This window comes from Mycobacterium sp. NGS62 (assembly GCF_059812285.1).
On the sequence record NZ_JCALCK010000022.1, the window covers coordinates 1 to 16191 of the forward strand.

Genomic DNA, 16191 nt, shown 5'->3' on the forward strand with positions numbered 1-16191 from the left:
GGCACTTTTCGTTGTCTCTGGTCTGGTTGCGACTGGCGGACAGCTGCGCATCACCCGCTGGTTGACCAAACGTTGGGGGCCCGGACGCAGCCTGGCCATCGGTGCGGCCATTCTGGCGGCCTCGTTTGTGCCGCTGGCCGTCATTCCTGACGGCCAGCGGTTTGGGACACCGGTTGCGGTGGGGGCCCTGTTGGTGTCAGCGGCGCTGCTGGCCGTCGGTTCGGCCGCGGTCTTTCCGTTCGAGATGGACACCGTCGTCTCGCTGGCCGGCGGCCGGCTGGTGGCCACCCATTACGGGTTCTACAACACCATCGTCGGAGCCGGAATCCTCGTCGGCAACTTGGCCACCGGATCGATATTCGGTGCGGCACAACGGCTGAGCGCCGGCGCACTGGTTTGGGGCGGGCTGGTCCTCATTGGCATCATCGCCGCAGTTGCCCTCAACCGTCTCCAACCCGCACGCCCCGCGCGACCCGCGTTTTCCGATGCGTGGGTTCAGTTCTTGTACACGAGGAGAAGTCCAGTTAGGAGCAGGCCATGATGTTTGTGACTACGCAGCCGGCGGCTTTGACGGCGGCAGCAGACGATTTGCACGGTATTGGCTCGGCGATGAGCGCCGGGAACGCTGCCGCGGCCGCCCCGACGACCGTGGTGGTTCCCGCTGCCGCCGATGAGGTGTCGGCGTTGACGGCGTTGCAGTTTGCCGCGCACGCGCAGCTGTACCAGGCCGTCAGCGCCCAGGCCGCGGCTATCCACGAAATGTTTACGACCACGCTCGGCGTCAGCGCCGGTTCGTATGTGGTCACCGAGGCCGCCAACGCGGTCGCGGCCGGCTAAGCAATCAGAGGTGAAGTGATGGATTTCGCAGCTTTACCGCCCGAGATCAACTCGGCCAGAATGTATGCCGGTGCGGGCTCAGGGCCGATGCTGGCCGCTTCGGCGGCGTGGGATGGCCTCGCCGCGCAGCTGTATTCAACGGCGAGCTCCTATTCCTCGGTGATCTCACAGTTGGCCAGCGGACCGTGGCGGGGTCCCGCCTCGGCGTCGATGGCGGCCGCGGCCGCACCCAATGTGGCGTGGCTGACGACCACTGCTGCGCAGGCCCAGCAGACCGCTTCGCAGGCCAGGGCGGCCGCGGCCGCCTACGAGGCGGCGTTTGCGATGACGGTGCCGCCACCGGTCATCGCGGCCAACCGCAGCCTGTTGATGTCGCTGATCGCGACGAACATCCTCGGGCAAAATACGCCCGCGATCGCGGCCACCGAAGCACAGTACGCGGCGATGTGGGCTCAGGACGCCGCCGCGATGTACGGCTACGCCGGCGCCTCGGCGAGTGCGTCGGCCTTGACCCCGTTCGCTCCGCTGCAGCCCACCACCAATCCAGCCGGCCTTTCCGGGCAGGGGGTCGCGGTCGCCCAGGCTACCGGCAGCTCCGCCAGCACCAACGCGCAGGCGATCCTGTCGCAAGTGACCTCCACGGTGCCCACGGCGCTGCAGCAGCTCTCATCGCCGCTGTCATCGACATCGTCCGCGTCGTCGCTGAGCTCGTCGCTAAATTACCTGAGACTGGCTTTGTCGGCGACGAGTTCGGCCGGGTGGGCATCGAGTGCGTTCTTATCGAACGCGAAGCAGGTGACCTCTCTGATGCCGGCCGTCAGCGCCGCCGGCACCGCAGCTTCCGGATCGGGTCTGACGGGCGGGCTCGCTTCGGGTCTGACGGGTGGGCTCGGTTCGGGGGCACTGGGGGCAGCGGGCTCGGCAGGACTCGGCGGAGCGGCGGTGTCTGCGGGTATGGGCCGGGCAGCTACGGCCGGGGCGTTGTCGGTGCCGCAGACCTGGGCCACGGCGGCCCCGGCAATGAGTCCAGCCGCAGCGGCGCTGCCCAGCACCAGCCTGGCCGCCGCCCCGGGAGCCACAGCAGGCGGTCCTGGAAGCATGCTCGGCGCGCCGCTGGCAACTATAGCCGGGCGCAGCATAGGCAACGTCGGCCAAGCCGACCTCCGCTTGATGCCCCGCCTGACGGTGGTACCGCCCTCCGGGACCGTCGGATAACAAAGGAGGAAACCAATCCGTGTCGGTCGGGTGGCCGTGACCTGGCCCATCGCCTTTGGTCTGACGCTACGGCCGTATCGAGGAGAAGTACTGGATGTGGCTTGCCCTCGTCCGGCGCAGTGCTGCCGGCTCGGTTCACGTGCGCCGATACCGAATCGTTGATCCTGCGGGTCGCACATTTGCCCCGGTGCGAAGACGAACTGCGGCGTCACCGGCGGATGGCGCGCCGCTGCGGACTGGATACGCAGACACAGGAGCCGGTCTGCGCCCGACCCGCGGGACGACCGACAGCCTGCCCGACCGGCAACGCGCTGCAAGAGTCACCAAGGCATTCGGCGACAACAACCGAGTCGATCAGCGCCGATACCATTAACAGTTGTCCGGCCGCGTCGATCGGCGTCAGCTGATCGATTCTGCGTGCTCGCAGCGCAATACGACGGGCTGGCGGCGACGATGGGGCGCTGAGGGGTTCCGCTTGACTTGTGAGTCTCAGCCGTCAAGGCCGCCCGAACCAGCGCTGCCGGCGGCTACGCGCGAATTCGGCTTTCTCCTCCGCCAATGCGGCGGACGGACCTATCAGTGCGCCCGTCGGTTTCGGCCCGCTGAGGAAGTTGACCTGGACCTTGCCGACCTCGCCGCGCCCGAACTCCATGTAGCAGTTGCCCGCCCCGTCATACGGCGGCGGCGCCGGTGTGCCTCGCAGGTTCGCGATGATGTCATCGGCGACGAACTGAGCGGCCCGCTCGGCGAATAGGCCCGCCTTGGCGGTATAGGCGGCCGCCACGTCACCAATCGCGTACACGCCAGGGAAGCGGGTAGCCAAGTTGGTTTTTTCCACCGGAATCCATCCGTCGGGCGCCAGCCCCGAATCGGCGACGACCGCCGGTACCCGATGCACCGGGATGCCGATGAACAGGTCGTATGGAACTCCTTCGCCCTCAGCGAACTCGGCGAACTTGCGTTCGGGGTCCAGCCGGCTTACCGTCCGCTTTCCCATGAAGGTGATGCCACGCTCGTTCAGGTGCTGCTGAAGCGGCTCGGACACCTCCTTAGCGACGGGTACCGGGGCACCCATGTAGCCCGTCACGGTTATCGTGACCTGGTCGCGTAGCCCTCGGCCGGCGAAGTAGTCCTCAAGCAGGAACGCCGCCTCGAACGGTGCTGGCGGGCACTTGTACGGCTCGCCGAGCACGCTGATTACGACCTTGCCGCCGTCAAATGCCGGCAGCGTGTCACGCAGATGTTCGGCTCCCGCCAGCGTGTAGTACTCGCAGCCGTCCGCGGTGAAACCACTGGTGGCCTCCGGCTCGTACTCCGCGCCCAGTGCCACGACGAGAATGTCGGCTTGATAGGAACCGGCTTGGGTATGCACCTGGCGATTTTCCGGGTCGATGGCGGTGATCTCTTCCTGGTGGAATTCGACGCCGGGTGTTGTCAGCGCCGCGTAAGGCAGCCGCACGTCACCGGGTTTGCGTTTACCGAACAGCACGTCGAGCTTGGAGAAGCCGAAAAAGAAGGAGTCGTTGCGATCGATCAGCGTCACCCGCACCTGGTTTGGTAGTGACTCCGATAGCCGGGTGGCAAGCTCGAGACCGCCGAACCCGGCCCCCAGAATCAGCACGTGCGCCGTCATTAGCATCCTTTCCGAGCCCACGCCCGCGGGCCCCTTCCTGTCGCTACAGTATTGCCACCGAAATCCCAAGACAAACAGTTCGATTCGGGTGACAGTTGCTCTACGACAGACCAATCGTCAGCTGTCGATCATGTGGCCGTCAGGCCGTGGAACGAGTCGTGCAGCGCCTACGGCATCGCCGGCGGGTATGCACTTTCGCCATCAGCTCGCTCACGCTCAGATCCTAACCCGGTGCCGACGTGAGCTTCGGCAGCTCATAGACGTCATGGCCGATCAGATGCCCGCCGAGTGGCTCGCGGTACGTGCGTCGCTGACGGGCTTGACGAAACCACCGGCGTCGCCGACGCCATAGGCGAGTGCGGGGGTACTGGAAGTATTGAGCCGCGGTCATCGAGGGTGCCACCAACGACAATCCAATCAGTAAGCCAAATGACACCTACACCCTCGGGCGCAGCGCACACTCGGCCGCAGTCCGGACGCCGAGCCGATGCAGTAGAACACTCGTCGGGCACCAGCCCACCGCCGCGTCGAGCAGCAGGTTGGCTCCCACAAAACCAGTGAGGATCCTCCATCGCTTTGAACGCATGCGGCCAAGGGTTAAGCTCACCAGCACTACAGAACCGGCCATGAGGTGCAGGGTTCGTTCGAGGGGCCACCCTTGTGGCCGCGGCATCTGAAACGCTCCCCGCTCGATCGAGGCCGAACCTTGGCTATTCGTCATTGGATCTCACACCCTTCTGTAAGGTTTTGCGCTAGAGCGCGATGGGATTTGGTAACAACCCCTGTTCCCGCAGGAGCAGGGACGAACCGGTCTACTTCCCCGGTTTTTCGGTGACTGCCAGCCGTCATGAAATTCGGTTGATACTGCATGATCGTGTCGGCGACAGCACAGGAGGGGCAACAATAGCCTTCGACAAGGATCACGTCGGTCGTGTGGTGTGTGAGTGTAGGAGCCTGCATCGTCACTCACCAGGGCCCACCTCGTGGAAACGACACGAACCCGTCCACCCGGGACGTCGCTCACCACGGGTGCATTCTGAAATATAAAGAGCCGCATAAGGGCTTGGCCGGCTCCTCGCACAGCCATCGGTATGTGGCGCCCGAAAGACCACCTAACCCCCAATCGCTTAACCAACCGGCGGCTTGAGCTTGGTAGTTGCCGCATCAGTGTCCTCCCCCAAAAGTAAGGAGCGGACGAGCCGACGCACTCCGAAGGGTCGCAGCATGTAGCTGGCCGGACGCGGCCGCACGCGTAGCGGCCACCAGAACCAGCGGCCGAGCAGTGCCGCGATCGATGGCGTCATCAGGGAGCGCACGACCAGGGTGTCGAACAGCAGCCCGAGGCCAATCGTGCTGCCGGCCTGGCCGATCGAGCGCAGGTCACTGGCGACCATGGACATCATCGTGAAAGCGAATACCAAACCCGCCGCGGTGACCACCCCACCGGTCTCGCCCATGGAGCGAATGATGCCCGTTTTTAGTCCGGCGCCTATTTCCTCCTGGAACCGCGACACGAGCAGCAGGTTGTAGTCGGAGCCGACAGCCAGCAGGATGATCAACCCGAAAACCGGCGCGATCCAGTTCAAATCCAGGCCGAAGAGGTGTTGCCACACCAACACCGAGAGCCCGAATGCAGCGCCCAGCGACAGCAGCACCGTGCCGACGATCACTAGGGACGCGACCAGTGCTCGGGTGATGATCACCATGACGGCGAAGATTAGCGTCAGCGCCGCGATTCCCACGATCAACAGGTCGTATTGGGAACCCGACTGGATGTCGCGGTAGAGCGCCGCCGTCCCCGCGAGGTAGAACCTGGCGTCGGTCAGGGTCGTTCCCTTCACCGCTTGGTGTGCGGCCTCGAGTTCCGGCTTGACGGCTGAAATGCCTTTCGGAGTTGCCGGGTCGGTGTCGTGGGTGATGATGAAGCGCGCGGCCTTGCCGTCCGGCGACAGGAACAGTTTCAAGCCGCGCTGGAAGTCGGGATTCTGAAACGCTTCCGGCGGCAGGTAGAAGTAGTCGCCGCTGCGGGAGGCATCGAAGGCCTGCCCCATGGCGCTCGCCGTGTCGGTCATCCGGGAGATCTGCGTAATGAGACCCGAAAAGCTGCTGTGCATGGTCTGCAGGGTGCCCTGCATGGATTTGGCGACGGCGATGATCGGTGGGAACTCCGCGAGCATTTGCGGGATTATCGCGTCGATATTGCCCACGTCCTTGATGAGCGTGCCCATGTCCTCGCTGAACTTATCGACGCCGTCGATCGCCTCGAATACCGACCGCGCCGCCCAGCAGACGGGGATGTTGAAGCAGTGTTGTTCCCAGTACAGGTAGCTGCGGAACGGTCTCGCGAAATCGTCGAAGTCGGCCAGATGGTACCGCATTTCGTCCAGCGTGGCTTGCATATCGTGCATGTCGCCGACCATGCGGTGAGTCGTGTTGCTCATCTTTCCCAGCAGACCCTGCATCCGCTGCATCGAGCCGATCATGGCGCCGAGGTCGTCGCTCATTTTGAGCATGTCGGCCGAGCGGTCTTTCATGAATTGAAGGTTCTCTTGGATCGGAATCGATTGGGCACTGATCTGGAAAGGTATTGACGTGTGCTCGATCGGTCCGCCCAATGGCCGGGTGATGCTTTGCACCATTGCGATTCCCGGTGAACGGAAGACGTCTTTGGCAAGCCTGTCCAGGATGATCATGTCGCCGCTATTGCGCATGTCGTGACCACTCTCGATCATGAGGATGTCGGGATTCATTGTCGCTGCGCTGAAATGCCGCTCGGCGGCAGCGTATCCGACATTCGACGGCTGGCTGCGGGGTATGTAGAAGCGGTCGTTATAGCTGACCTTCATGCTCGGCATGATCAGGATACCGACGATGGCGATAGCCAGCGAAGCCACGAACACGGGACCGGGCCAGCGCACGGTCGCGGTGCCGATGCGCCGCCAACCGTGGACTTTGACGACCCGTTTCGGGTCGAGCAGGCCGAATCGACTAGCCACGGCGACGACGGCCGGCGCGGCGGTCAGTGCGCCGGCGACGACGACGATCAGCCCCAGGGCCGACGGAATGCCGAGCGCTTTGAAATACGACAGTCGCGCCAAGCGAAGGCAAAAAGTCGCTCCGGCAATCGTCAACCCCGAGCCCAAGATAATGTGGAAGGTCCCGCGAAACATCGTATAATAGGCCGTTTCACGGTCTTGACCGGCCTGACGAGCCTCTTGGTAGCGACCAATGAGAAAGATCGCGTAATCGGTACCCGCGGCAATCGCCAACGAGGACAGCATGGCGACGACGAACGTAGAGAACCCTAGCATATTGTTGTTACCGAGGAGCGCGACGAGCCCTCTGGCCGTGCCCATTTCGAAACCGACCATGACGAGAATCAGGAGCACCGTGCTGATGGAACGGTAGGCGATGAAGAGCATGATCATGATGACCACGCCCGTCACTCCCATCATTTTCAACATGCTTTTATCGGCGGCTTCGTTCATGTCCGTGGTCAGAGCTGCCGGACCGGTGACGTAGGCCTGGAGCCCTTGGGGCGGCGCTGAATTGTCGACGATGTCCCGGACCGCTTTGACGGAGTCGTTGCCGAGGGTGCTGCCCTGGTTGCCGGCCAGATTCAGTTGGACATAAGCGGCTTTGCCGTCGCGGCTCTGCACGCCAGCGGCGGTAAGTGGATCCCCCCACACGTTCTGGACATGCTGCACGTGCTTGGGGTCGGCCTGCAGCTTTTTCACCAAGCCGTCGTAATAGCGGTGCGCCCCGTCGCTGAGCTGCTTATCGCTTTCTAGAACGATCATCGCGATGCTGTCGGAGTCTGACTCGTGAAATGTTGCGCCGATGCGCTTAGCGGCGATCATCGCCGGAGCATCTTGCGGCGACATTGTCACCGCGTGGTTTCGCGCGACCGACTCGATCGGCGGCACCAGCACGTTGAGGGCGACGGTGAGCAGCAGCCAGCCGATGAGGATCGGCACCGCGAACGCGCGGACGAACCGCATGAACCTCGGACGGGCGTCATTGTCGGTGTTCATGCGGCCTTCACTAGGCAGAAAGTCTGGGCGTGGTGGCCGGCCGAGGATTGCTCGTCTTTGACTTCACCGTTGACCGTGATGCGGCAGCCAATGTTGTCCCTGTTGCCCTGTGCCACCACGTTGGCGATCACGGCCGGTACCGTCGTCGTAATCGTGAAGGCCCACGGCAGGCTACTGAAGTTCGCCTGCGCGGGCTGGGCATTTTTGTCCAAGTAGCTCACGCTTCCTGTTGTGTCGCTGGGCCCGTAAACCTCGTATGTCACGCGCTTGAGATGGGAGGGCACGAGTGGCGCAGCGCTGCTGCCGGTCGCGGTGAAGATCTCGTCGGAGCCGAAAACGCCGCGAAGCCGGATGACGGCAACACCACCGAGCACTACTGCCACCACGACAACGAGCGGCACCCACACCCGCTTGAGAAACGCGAACATCAAGCCTTCCTTCGCTCTCGACGACATCGCTGTCAGTAGTTACTGTTCAAGCCCGGGCCGCGGCATCGAGCGGCTAGTCCGGCTGGCGGACGCTCTGATACCGAGGCGGGTCTTCGTCGGGAGGCGATCGCCGCATGCTCGGGACGCCGTCAAGGACCTGCCGGCGGCGAAGAGCTCGCTGAATGCTGTGTGGGCGCGTGCGCCGTAGATGGTGGCGGGGCCGCCGTGCATGAGGAACGTGACACCGATGCGTCACCAGCCTGTGGCACTCGCCTTGACCGGCAGCACCGGCGTGCGACGATGGCCAGCGCGATGAGTTCTTTGACGAGCCTGTCGAACTTGCGGCTGGTTGGAACGGAATGCGGTTCTGAGCGGCTGTGTGTTGCTGATTGAGGTCGAAGAAGACTCGATGGTGCCTGATCCGTCATACCAGCCATTACACCATAGGGGGTATGGTATACACGAGTCATGGCAAGCACAGCTCGCGGCGAGACGCGACAGACGGTCGGTTATACCGCGCACAACGCGGACGACGTGGTTGCCGTCCTTAACCGATTACGTCGAGCGCAGGGCCAACTCGGCGGAGTCATCGCGATGATCGAACAGGGACGTAGCTGCAAAGACGTCGTCACTCAACTGGCTGCGGTGTCTCGGGCCTTAGATCGCGCTGGTTTCAAAATCATCGCTACCGGCCTGCGTGACTGCCTCGACCGCCCAGTTGCTGGACCCACTGATAGGCCGACCACCTCGCTCGATGAGCTGGAAAAACTGTTTATGAGCCTGGCCTAACGGCACCGGAACGGTTGGAGGAGAAAGCATACGAACTCCGCTTGCAGGGTTGACCGGCCCCGTTCAGAGGTCACGACTTGTTCGACCCTGTGTGTCCGCTTTCGTGGAACACCACACGTTGGCTGACACGTCGCCGATACCGTGCCCCACCAGGCCGTTCGGGAAGGGAAACTAGGGACCCTTGGTCCCTAGATGAGGCCCCGGGAGGGCCGAACGGTGCTGGCTACACAGACGGTTCGGCGTGTGCAGCCCGGTCCGGAAAAGCTATGCTCGTGAGCCGATCCACAGGGCCGCACCGATGACGGCGACCATGCCGATAATCCACATCGCCATACCTTCTGGCGCCGGGCCGAAGTTGCCGAGGCCATAGCCGCCGTAATTGGGGGTGTTGGCGCCGGCGGCCTTGCGAACGTAGGCGATGATGTCGCGCTTCGTCTCCGGCGACAGCTGGCGGTCAGAAAACTTGGGCATGTTCTGCGGGCCGGTCAGCATGGCCGTGTAAATCTGCGCCGGTTCGGCCGGTCCGAGGTCAGGTGCGTACTTACCCGACGATAAGGCGCCACCCTTGCCGGTGAAATTGTGGCACGACGCGCAGTTGAGCCGGAACAGGTCACCGCCGCGGGCTACGTCGTCGCCGAGCAGCGACTCCTGCGCGACGCTGCCGTCGGAATTGCGGAGCACCGTCGGACCCCCGCCGCTAGCCTGAACGTACGCGCCGAGAGCATCTATCTGCTCCTCGTCGAAGATCGGGTCCTTACGCGGTGCCTGTGCCTCGCCGCGCGCTACAGGCATGCGGCCGGTGGACACCTGGAAGTAGACCGCCGCCTCGCCGACACCGATCAGGCTGGGCCCTCGGTCTGGGATGCCCTGCAAGTTGACGCCGTGGCAGGTGATGCAGGATGTTTCGAACAGCTGCTTGCCGGTTCGCAGAAGCGCGGACTGCGACTCATCGGCGACCGCCACCTGCGGTGACGGCGTCAGCAAGGCTGCCATGGCGCCGGCGGCGGCCAAACCGCTCAGCAACAGCAACGCACCGCTGAGGCGCCGCCGCAGCCGGCGACCGGACCGGTCGATGGCCGCCAGACCCGTAAACCGGAGCGGTCGGAAAGGCTTGATCATAGTGGGCATCTCACCACCGGTCGTCGTTCAACGGACTGGGCTGACCACTAGCTGCCACGACGCATCGGCTTTGCGTCAGGAACAGACCCGGTAGTCGATAAACCAGAAGGCATGCAACCGATTTCGCTGCTGAAGATGGCCCAGTCACCCACACACCCTTTCCGCGCCCAACAGAAGTGAGCCGGTGGCGAGGCCGATGGTGCACCCCGCTCCTATGGTGAATAGTGTAGGTCGCCGGGTACCACGGTGAAGTGTAGATCGCCGGATTCTACGAGGCGCCTAGGCGGTGACGCCACCGAAGCCTTGACGTGGAGTTTGCGAGCTGCGCAACGCGTCTGGCTATGCGCCAACCCTTAAACGCTGGCATCACATCGACAAGGAATCCACACGCGCTAGCCCGAAGTTACGGCGGTCGGGGTAGCTGATTTTGGCTTTGACGTGGGGTTTTGGTTGGTTGGCTGGTTTGGGTCTGACTACGCGGCGATGTTGAGTGGGATGGTGGCCTCGATGAGGTCGAAGGCGCGTCGTTGATCGGGGGTGGGGTTGGTGAGGGTGTCGATCTCGATGTTGGTGTGGTGGTAGCGGATCCGGTTGCGGGTCAGTGTGGCGAGGTGGTTGAGCAGGCCGCGGAAGCTGCGCAGCGGTGCACCGTCGGCGGTTTGGTGGCGCGAGGCTTTGGCTCGGGCGGCTGGTGAGCGTTGTGCAGCGGTGACGGGGTTGTCGCGGGCCGGTGGGTGTTCGTCGGTGTAGGTCAGTGGTGCCCAGGCTTTGCGCAGATGCCAGGTCAGGTAGCAGGCCAGCAGGCAGATCAACACGTGGGCTTGCACGCGGTCGGTGAGTCGGTGGTGGACGGGGCGCAGGTGCAGGTCGTCGGTTTTGATGCTGCGGAAGTCGCGTTCGATGTGGGCGAGGTTTTTGTAGCCGATTACCACTTCGGCGGGGGTGAGTTCGGCGGCGGGCACGCTGGTGCGCAGCACGTAGATGCCGTCGAGGGCACTTTGGGCGTCGATGCCTTTTTGGTCGCGGTGGTAGGTGAAGCTGGTGTCGGTGATGGTGCGGTGAAAGTGCTTGCCCATCTTGTATTTACCGATGATCCCTCCGATCGCCTCGCCGATGGCCGCAGCTCCGGACAGGGTGCCGCGGGCAACGCGGTCGGCGATGCGGGCCAGCTCGGTTTCGGTGGCTGCCAGCAGTTCACTGCGTTTGCGGGCGCGTTCGGCGGCCAGGGCGGGGTTGCGGCAGGCGATCAGCCGTTCGCCGGGGTAGTCGGGGTGGGCGATTTCGGCCAGGTCGTGGGTATCGAACAGGCTCATTTGCAGCGGCCCGTCATCGGCGGCCAGTGCGGCGATCTGTGGTGCCCGCAGCGCGCTGATCCACCCGAATGCTGTTTTGGCGTCGTTGAGTTCACGCAGCGCATCGATGCGCGCGCTGGTGATCATGCCGCGATCGCCGACCAGCACCAGTCGGGTCAACCCAAATTTGGTGCGCACTACCTCGACGATGTCGGTGAAGGCGACCGGGTCGGCGGTATTACCGGGAAAGACCCGCACCGCCACCGGGCGCCCGGCGGGGTCGGTGAGCACGCCGTAGTTGATCTGCGGCAGCCCTTTTTTGCGGTCACGGGAATAGCCACGAGCGGCCAGCTCACAACAGCGGCCGGTCATCCACGACGAGCTCAAATCAAACAACGCCATCCGCGACGGATTAGCTTGTGGTGAAAGGTGCTTGGCGGCGAGCTTTTTCTCGATCACTTCCTGACGCCCCACCAGCCAGTCCATCGCCGCATACACCTCGTCGGTGGAGGCGCCGGCCACGTCGAGGTCGACACCCACGGTGGTGTCAGCCCACCACGACAACGTCGAGCGCTTCGGCTTGGGCCGAATAACCCGCGACACGATCAACGCCAACACCAAATCCCGTGATCGGCAGGGGCGACCCAACAGCGCCGGCAAGCCCAGCTGATGGGCCATCGCCGTCACCGCCGCCACATCCCCGTGCGGCAACGCGCGGATGATGCTGAACTGCTGATCGGCGGGCACCAGCGTGTGACCCTTCAACGTCGCCTCGATCGCAGCCACCGCGGCCTCGGGCAGCGCCGACAGGTTGGCCACCGTCTCGTTGCGCACCTTGGGCCCGTCACGGTAGGTCCGACGCAACAGCACCGACTCATAGACTCGCGCGTTACCCTGCTTATCCACATGAGTCTTCTTAACTCTGACTACATGAGCCCTGATGACATTGCGTGGCATACCAAGAATCATAGACTGATTCTCTCAGATAGATACGAACGACACACATACATTCGTGACTACACGAAACCACCAAATAATACCCCATAACATCAGCTCAGACCAGCAACAACCAGTCAGAACCCCTCGTAACTTCGGGCTAGCCTAGACACCGCCGGTCCAGGCTGCGGCCCGCGAATTTCGGTCGGGCACCCGCTCATCAGCGACTACTACTGATCGGCGTCGGGGAGGATCGACTGTTCGGCGCGGGCGCGGCGACAGCGGCGGCGGTGGCGGTGGCGGATGAAAATTGCCACCACGGCTGCGGCGAGGACGGCAACGATCGCGGCGATGAGGTAGGTCGGCGAGCGGAAGGCGTGGGCGGCGGTCCGCCAGTTCGCGCCGACGCCGTAGCCGATCCCGGCCAGCGCCGCAGTCCAGGGCAGACAGCCAAGCAAGGTATAGACGCCGAAGCGGATCGGCCGCATGTTGGCGAGCCCGGCCGGCAGCGAGATAAAGGTGCGGATGACCGGCAGTAGGCGCCCGAAGAACACCGACGCGGCACCGTGCCTGACGAACCAGCGGTTCGCTCGGTCGAGGTGGCTTTCGTTCAACCACCAGTGGTGGCCCCAGCGGCGCACCGCTGCCCGGCCGCCGTAGCGGCCCGCCGCCCAGGCCAGGTAGCTGCCGACCAGGTTGCCGGCGGTGCCGGCCCCGATCACCAAAGCAAGGTCCATGTGCACGCCCGCCACGGCGCCGCCGGCCAGCGCCCCACCGAGCAGCATGGTGACCTCGGAGGCAATCGGGATACCGGCCGATTCGGCCACCATGAGAACGAAGACCGCGAGAAGCCCGAAGCTCACGATGAACTGCTGCATGAAATGCTCTTTCGGGTAGTCCCATCCGATGGTGGGACGTGGGCTGTTCGTCGGGTCGGAACAAGTAACGCCCCACCCGGCGGTCCCAAACTCCGTCGGATATCAGGGGCGCTGCACCGGCCCATGTGGTTCGGCGCAGTGCTCGTCGCGAGTGTGGCCCACGGGGACGGCGTGGTCGACTTGCAGGGTGGTGTGCTCGATCCCGAATTCGTTGTGCAGCATTGTTTCCGCGCGGGAGCGGACCGCGTGGCAGTCAGCGTCGCCGGCGACGAGCACGTGAGCTGTCAGCGACGCCTGGCCGGAGGTGATTTCCCAAACGTGCAGATCGTGCACCTCGACCACCTGCGGGACTGCCGCTACCCGCGCGCCGATCTCGGCCGGCGCCAGCGTAATCGGCGCTGCCTCCAAAAAGATCCGTCCGGCCTCACGCACCAGCCCCCACCCGGCCTTGGCCATCAACGCCGCGACGACCAAAGCGGCGATCGCGTCGGCGCGGGCGAAGCCGGTCACCCACACCACTAGACCGGCGATCGCGGTCCCGATGAACGCATACAGGTCGTTGAGGATGTGCTGAAAAGCACCTTCGACGTTTAAGCTGCTGCGGTTGGCACGGCTGATCAACCACGTGGCGGCAACGTTCACAACAATGCCCGCCAGCGCGGTGAACAGCACCAGGCGGCCGTCGACCTCCGGTGGGGTGATTAGCCGACGCACCCCTTCATAGATGAACCACACTGTCAGCAGCAACAAGGTGATCCCGTTGGCCTGGGCCGAAAGGATCTCCACCCGCTTGAACCCGTAGGTGTAACGACCCTGCGCCGGGCGCCGCGCCACCCGGATCGCGATCAGCGCCAACACAATCGACGCGGCATCGGTGAGCATGTGAGCGGCATCGGAGATCAACGCCAACGAGTTGGCGACTAGCCCGACGACCACCTCGGCGACCATAAACCCCGCGATCAAGCCGAGCGCGATCGCCAGCCACTTACGGTCGGCGTCCGCCGATACCCCGTGACCGTGGTCATGGGGTATCGCACCAGACCCTGGGGGCGGCACCGACGCCGCAGCGTCGGCCGAATCGTCAGTGATGCCCGCCACGATAGCCTCCGTGGCGACCACCGTAATAGCCCTCCCCGAACAACCCGCCCAAAAAGCCTCTCGGGCGGGGACTTTCGTACCCCGGCTGGGCCGGGTACTGCTGAGGCGCATAACCCGCCGGCGGCGCCTGTTGGGGTTGTTGTTGGGCGGTGTAAAACTTGGCCTCGGCCTCGGAAAGCTGCTCCAGCTCGCCTCGGTCCAGGAAAACGCCGCCGCAACCGGTGCACTGATCGATCGTCACCCCAAACCGCTGCACCGGCAACATCTGCGACACACACCGCGGACACAGCAGTGTCGACTCTTTGGTCTCCATTGATTCGCGCTCGTTTGCCACTTGGACCTCCCTAATCAGGCAACGGCAATGACTTACCCACCGAGGCTAACAAATGATGAACACATGCGCATATACGAATGTGAATCGCTTGGCTCAGCGGCTACCCTGCCGGCGCCCGGTTAGCAACGGAAGCATTCGCGGGCTCGGCCGGAGATATCGCCCGAGCCCAGCGGGCGCCGCGCCGACGGCTATATAGCAGGCTAGCCACCGCGACAGCCAGGCAGGCGGCGGCCGGAAAAAGCAGCGCGTTATCACCCAACCGGTCGCCAATGAGCTCCCCCGTCGCACCGCCGCCGACGAACAGCACCACGGTGGTCGTCAGCACAGCGGCCTTCCACTTGTCGATCCCGTGGCGGCGGGCGCGGCCCAACATCAACCCGAGGTCGGTGATGGTACCGGTGAAGTGCGTGGTGCGGATTGTCATCCCGGGAGATTTCGAGGTCATCGCGTTTTGCAGCCCGCACGCGCCGGCGGCCAGCAGCGCCTTGAATCCAGGAATCTCGATGCCGACCGCGGCCAGCAGCAGCGCGGCCTCGACGACCAGCAACGCAGCGTGGCGCGCACTGGTGTGGGTTTGCACACTAGCCAGTACAGCTCCGGCCCCGGCGGCTCCGGCCAGGAACCCGCCCACGATCAGCGCGATCATGCAGCTCTCATACAGCAATGGATTGGCCGAATCCATACCCAGCTGGCTGCTCAACGCGGTCAGGTTGCCCACCGGAAACGCCAAGACCAGCAGCGCCACCGAATTGATGAACCCGGCGACCCCGGCCAGCAGCCCACTGTAGCCGAGCACCAGCGCCCGCAGCGGACGGGTTTCGCCGGTTGGCGTGTGCGGCATGGCTTCTCCGTGTTTGGTGATGGGCGGCGGCGTTATGTTACCAAGGCTGCCTTAAGCCAATGTGACGCCACGACCACCGCTGCCTGAACAAAACCTATGAATCTCAGTGGTGGCGCCCCTCGTCTATCACATCGGCTAACGCTCATGCTGCTGCTCAATCTGCTGCTCATCGTCGTGCTGGTCTTCGCTGGGCTGGCTGCACACACTCGGTGTGCTCGCACTCGGTGTCGACCATCTTGCCGACCCCGCAGCAGTCGGCCTCTCGGTGTTCGCGACTTGGCTCTCCCGCCGGCCGGCCGCACACCACCCCGCCCGCCGGCCCAACGCCCACCCCTGTAGCGGCATTGGTCAACAAGCGCTACTTGCTAGCCCTGAACGCCGGTGTTGTGGTGGCCGCGGTTCGACGCCTGGCCTCCGGCGTGGCTGAGGTAAACGGCCTACCCGTATTGATCGTCAGCGCCCGCATCGTGGGTAGACACGCCATGATGCCACGGCAACGAGGACGTCAACATGATGGCGGTGCTGCTCATCACCGTCGCGGATGCGGCGACCTCCCTAGGTGTCGCGGCCAGCGGCGCGGTCATTTTGATCACCGGCCGCTGGCACATGCTCGACCGTGTGGTCGCTTTGGTCATCGCGGTAGTGATCGGCTACCACCCGGTCGGCTTGATCCGGCGAGTGCTCATCGCGTTCGGCAACCGTACTCGCTTGACGCAAGCGAGCGCCGCGTAGCCGACGAGTTTGGCTCGAGCCGCCA

At 64.1% G+C, this 16191-nt stretch carries 15 protein-coding genes and 1 pseudogene; 5 read left to right on the top strand and 11 right to left on the bottom strand.

What is annotated here, in order from left to right; translation table 11 throughout:
* The 3 genes from AC5Y49_RS23640 to AC5Y49_RS23650 all read left to right on the top strand — a co-directional run.
* Positions 1-541: MFS transporter (locus AC5Y49_RS23640; protein ID WP_499891820.1), on the top strand; the 541-nt coding region annotated here is incomplete at its 5' end.
* On the top strand, positions 538-837 hold the full coding sequence (locus AC5Y49_RS23645) for a PE family protein (RefSeq protein WP_499891821.1): 300 nt from the start codon (positions 538-540) through the stop codon (positions 835-837). The genes AC5Y49_RS23640 and AC5Y49_RS23645, both read left to right, overlap by 4 nt.
* Before the next feature lie 18 nt (positions 838-855).
* Positions 856-2052, top strand: a complete 1197-nt coding sequence (locus AC5Y49_RS23650) for a PPE family protein (RefSeq protein WP_499891822.1) — start codon at positions 856-858, stop codon at positions 2050-2052.
* Positions 2053-2548: 496 nt separating this feature from the next.
* Here AC5Y49_RS23650 and AC5Y49_RS23655 read toward each other — a convergent pair whose 3' ends face one another.
* The 5 genes and pseudogenes from AC5Y49_RS23655 to AC5Y49_RS23675 all read right to left on the bottom strand — a co-directional run.
* Positions 2549-3685, bottom strand: coding sequence for an NAD(P)/FAD-dependent oxidoreductase (locus AC5Y49_RS23655; protein ID WP_499891823.1), 1137 nt, complete (start codon positions 3683-3685; stop codon positions 2549-2551).
* 436 nt (positions 3686-4121) lie between these two features.
* The gene (locus tag AC5Y49_RS23660; protein ID WP_499891824.1) at positions 4122-4406 is read right to left on the bottom strand and encodes a YgaP family membrane protein; all 285 of its coding nucleotides are present in this window, start codon (positions 4404-4406) and stop codon (positions 4122-4124) included.
* Positions 4407-4812: 406 nt separating this feature from the next.
* Positions 4813-7719, bottom strand: coding sequence for an MMPL/RND family transporter (locus tag AC5Y49_RS23665; RefSeq protein ID WP_499891825.1), 2907 nt, complete (start codon positions 7717-7719; stop codon positions 4813-4815).
* Complete coding sequence (locus AC5Y49_RS23670) at positions 7716-8147, bottom strand: MmpS family transport accessory protein (protein WP_499891826.1); 432 nt, start codon at positions 8145-8147, stop codon at positions 7716-7718. Before AC5Y49_RS23670 ends, AC5Y49_RS23665 begins: the two co-directional genes overlap by 4 nt.
* 174 nt (positions 8148-8321) lie before the next feature.
* Positions 8322-8401, bottom strand: a pseudogene (locus AC5Y49_RS23675) (carboxymuconolactone decarboxylase family protein); the annotation flags it as partial.
* 214 nt (positions 8402-8615) lie between these two features.
* Between AC5Y49_RS23675 and AC5Y49_RS23680 the strand changes: the two are divergent.
* Positions 8616-8936 carry a metal-sensitive transcriptional regulator gene (locus AC5Y49_RS23680; RefSeq protein WP_499891827.1) on the top strand — a complete coding sequence of 107 codons (321 nt, stop codon included), beginning with the start codon at positions 8616-8618 and terminating at the stop codon, positions 8934-8936.
* Between the two features lie 264 nt (positions 8937-9200).
* On the opposite strand, the gene qcrC is transcribed toward AC5Y49_RS23680, so the two are convergent.
* The 6 genes from qcrC to AC5Y49_RS23710 all read right to left on the bottom strand — a co-directional run bounded on the left by qcrC (position 9201) and on the right by AC5Y49_RS23710 (position 15434).
* Positions 9201-10055 (bottom strand): cytochrome bc1 complex diheme cytochrome c subunit, encoded by an 855-nt coding sequence (gene qcrC, locus AC5Y49_RS23685; protein ID WP_499891828.1) that lies wholly within the window; start codon positions 10053-10055, stop codon positions 9201-9203.
* Positions 10056-10528: 473 nt separating this feature from the next.
* Entirely contained in the window at positions 10529-12304 is a 1776-nt protein-coding gene (locus AC5Y49_RS23690; protein WP_499891829.1) for an IS1634 family transposase, read from the bottom strand.
* Between the two features lie 209 nt (positions 12305-12513).
* Complete coding sequence (locus AC5Y49_RS23695; protein WP_499891830.1) at positions 12514-13161, bottom strand: DedA family protein; 648 nt, start codon at positions 13159-13161, stop codon at positions 12514-12516.
* Between the two features lie 102 nt (positions 13162-13263).
* Entirely contained in the window at positions 13264-14109 is an 846-nt protein-coding gene (locus AC5Y49_RS23700) for a cation diffusion facilitator family transporter (protein ID WP_499891833.1), read from the bottom strand.
* Positions 14110-14242: 133 nt separating this feature from the next.
* A complete protein-coding gene (locus AC5Y49_RS23705) occupies positions 14243-14572 on the bottom strand; it encodes a TFIIB-type zinc ribbon-containing protein (RefSeq protein WP_499891834.1) in 330 nt (109 codons plus the stop codon).
* Between the two features lie 121 nt (positions 14573-14693).
* On the bottom strand, positions 14694-15434 hold the full coding sequence (locus AC5Y49_RS23710; RefSeq protein WP_499891831.1) for a DUF1275 family protein: 741 nt from the start codon (positions 15432-15434) through the stop codon (positions 14694-14696).
* A gap of 510 nt (positions 15435-15944) precedes the next feature.
* Here AC5Y49_RS23710 and AC5Y49_RS23715 point away from each other — a divergent pair.
* Entirely contained in the window at positions 15945-16166 is a 222-nt protein-coding gene (locus AC5Y49_RS23715) for a hypothetical protein (protein WP_499891832.1), read from the top strand.
* Positions 16167-16191 lie beyond the last annotated feature (25 nt).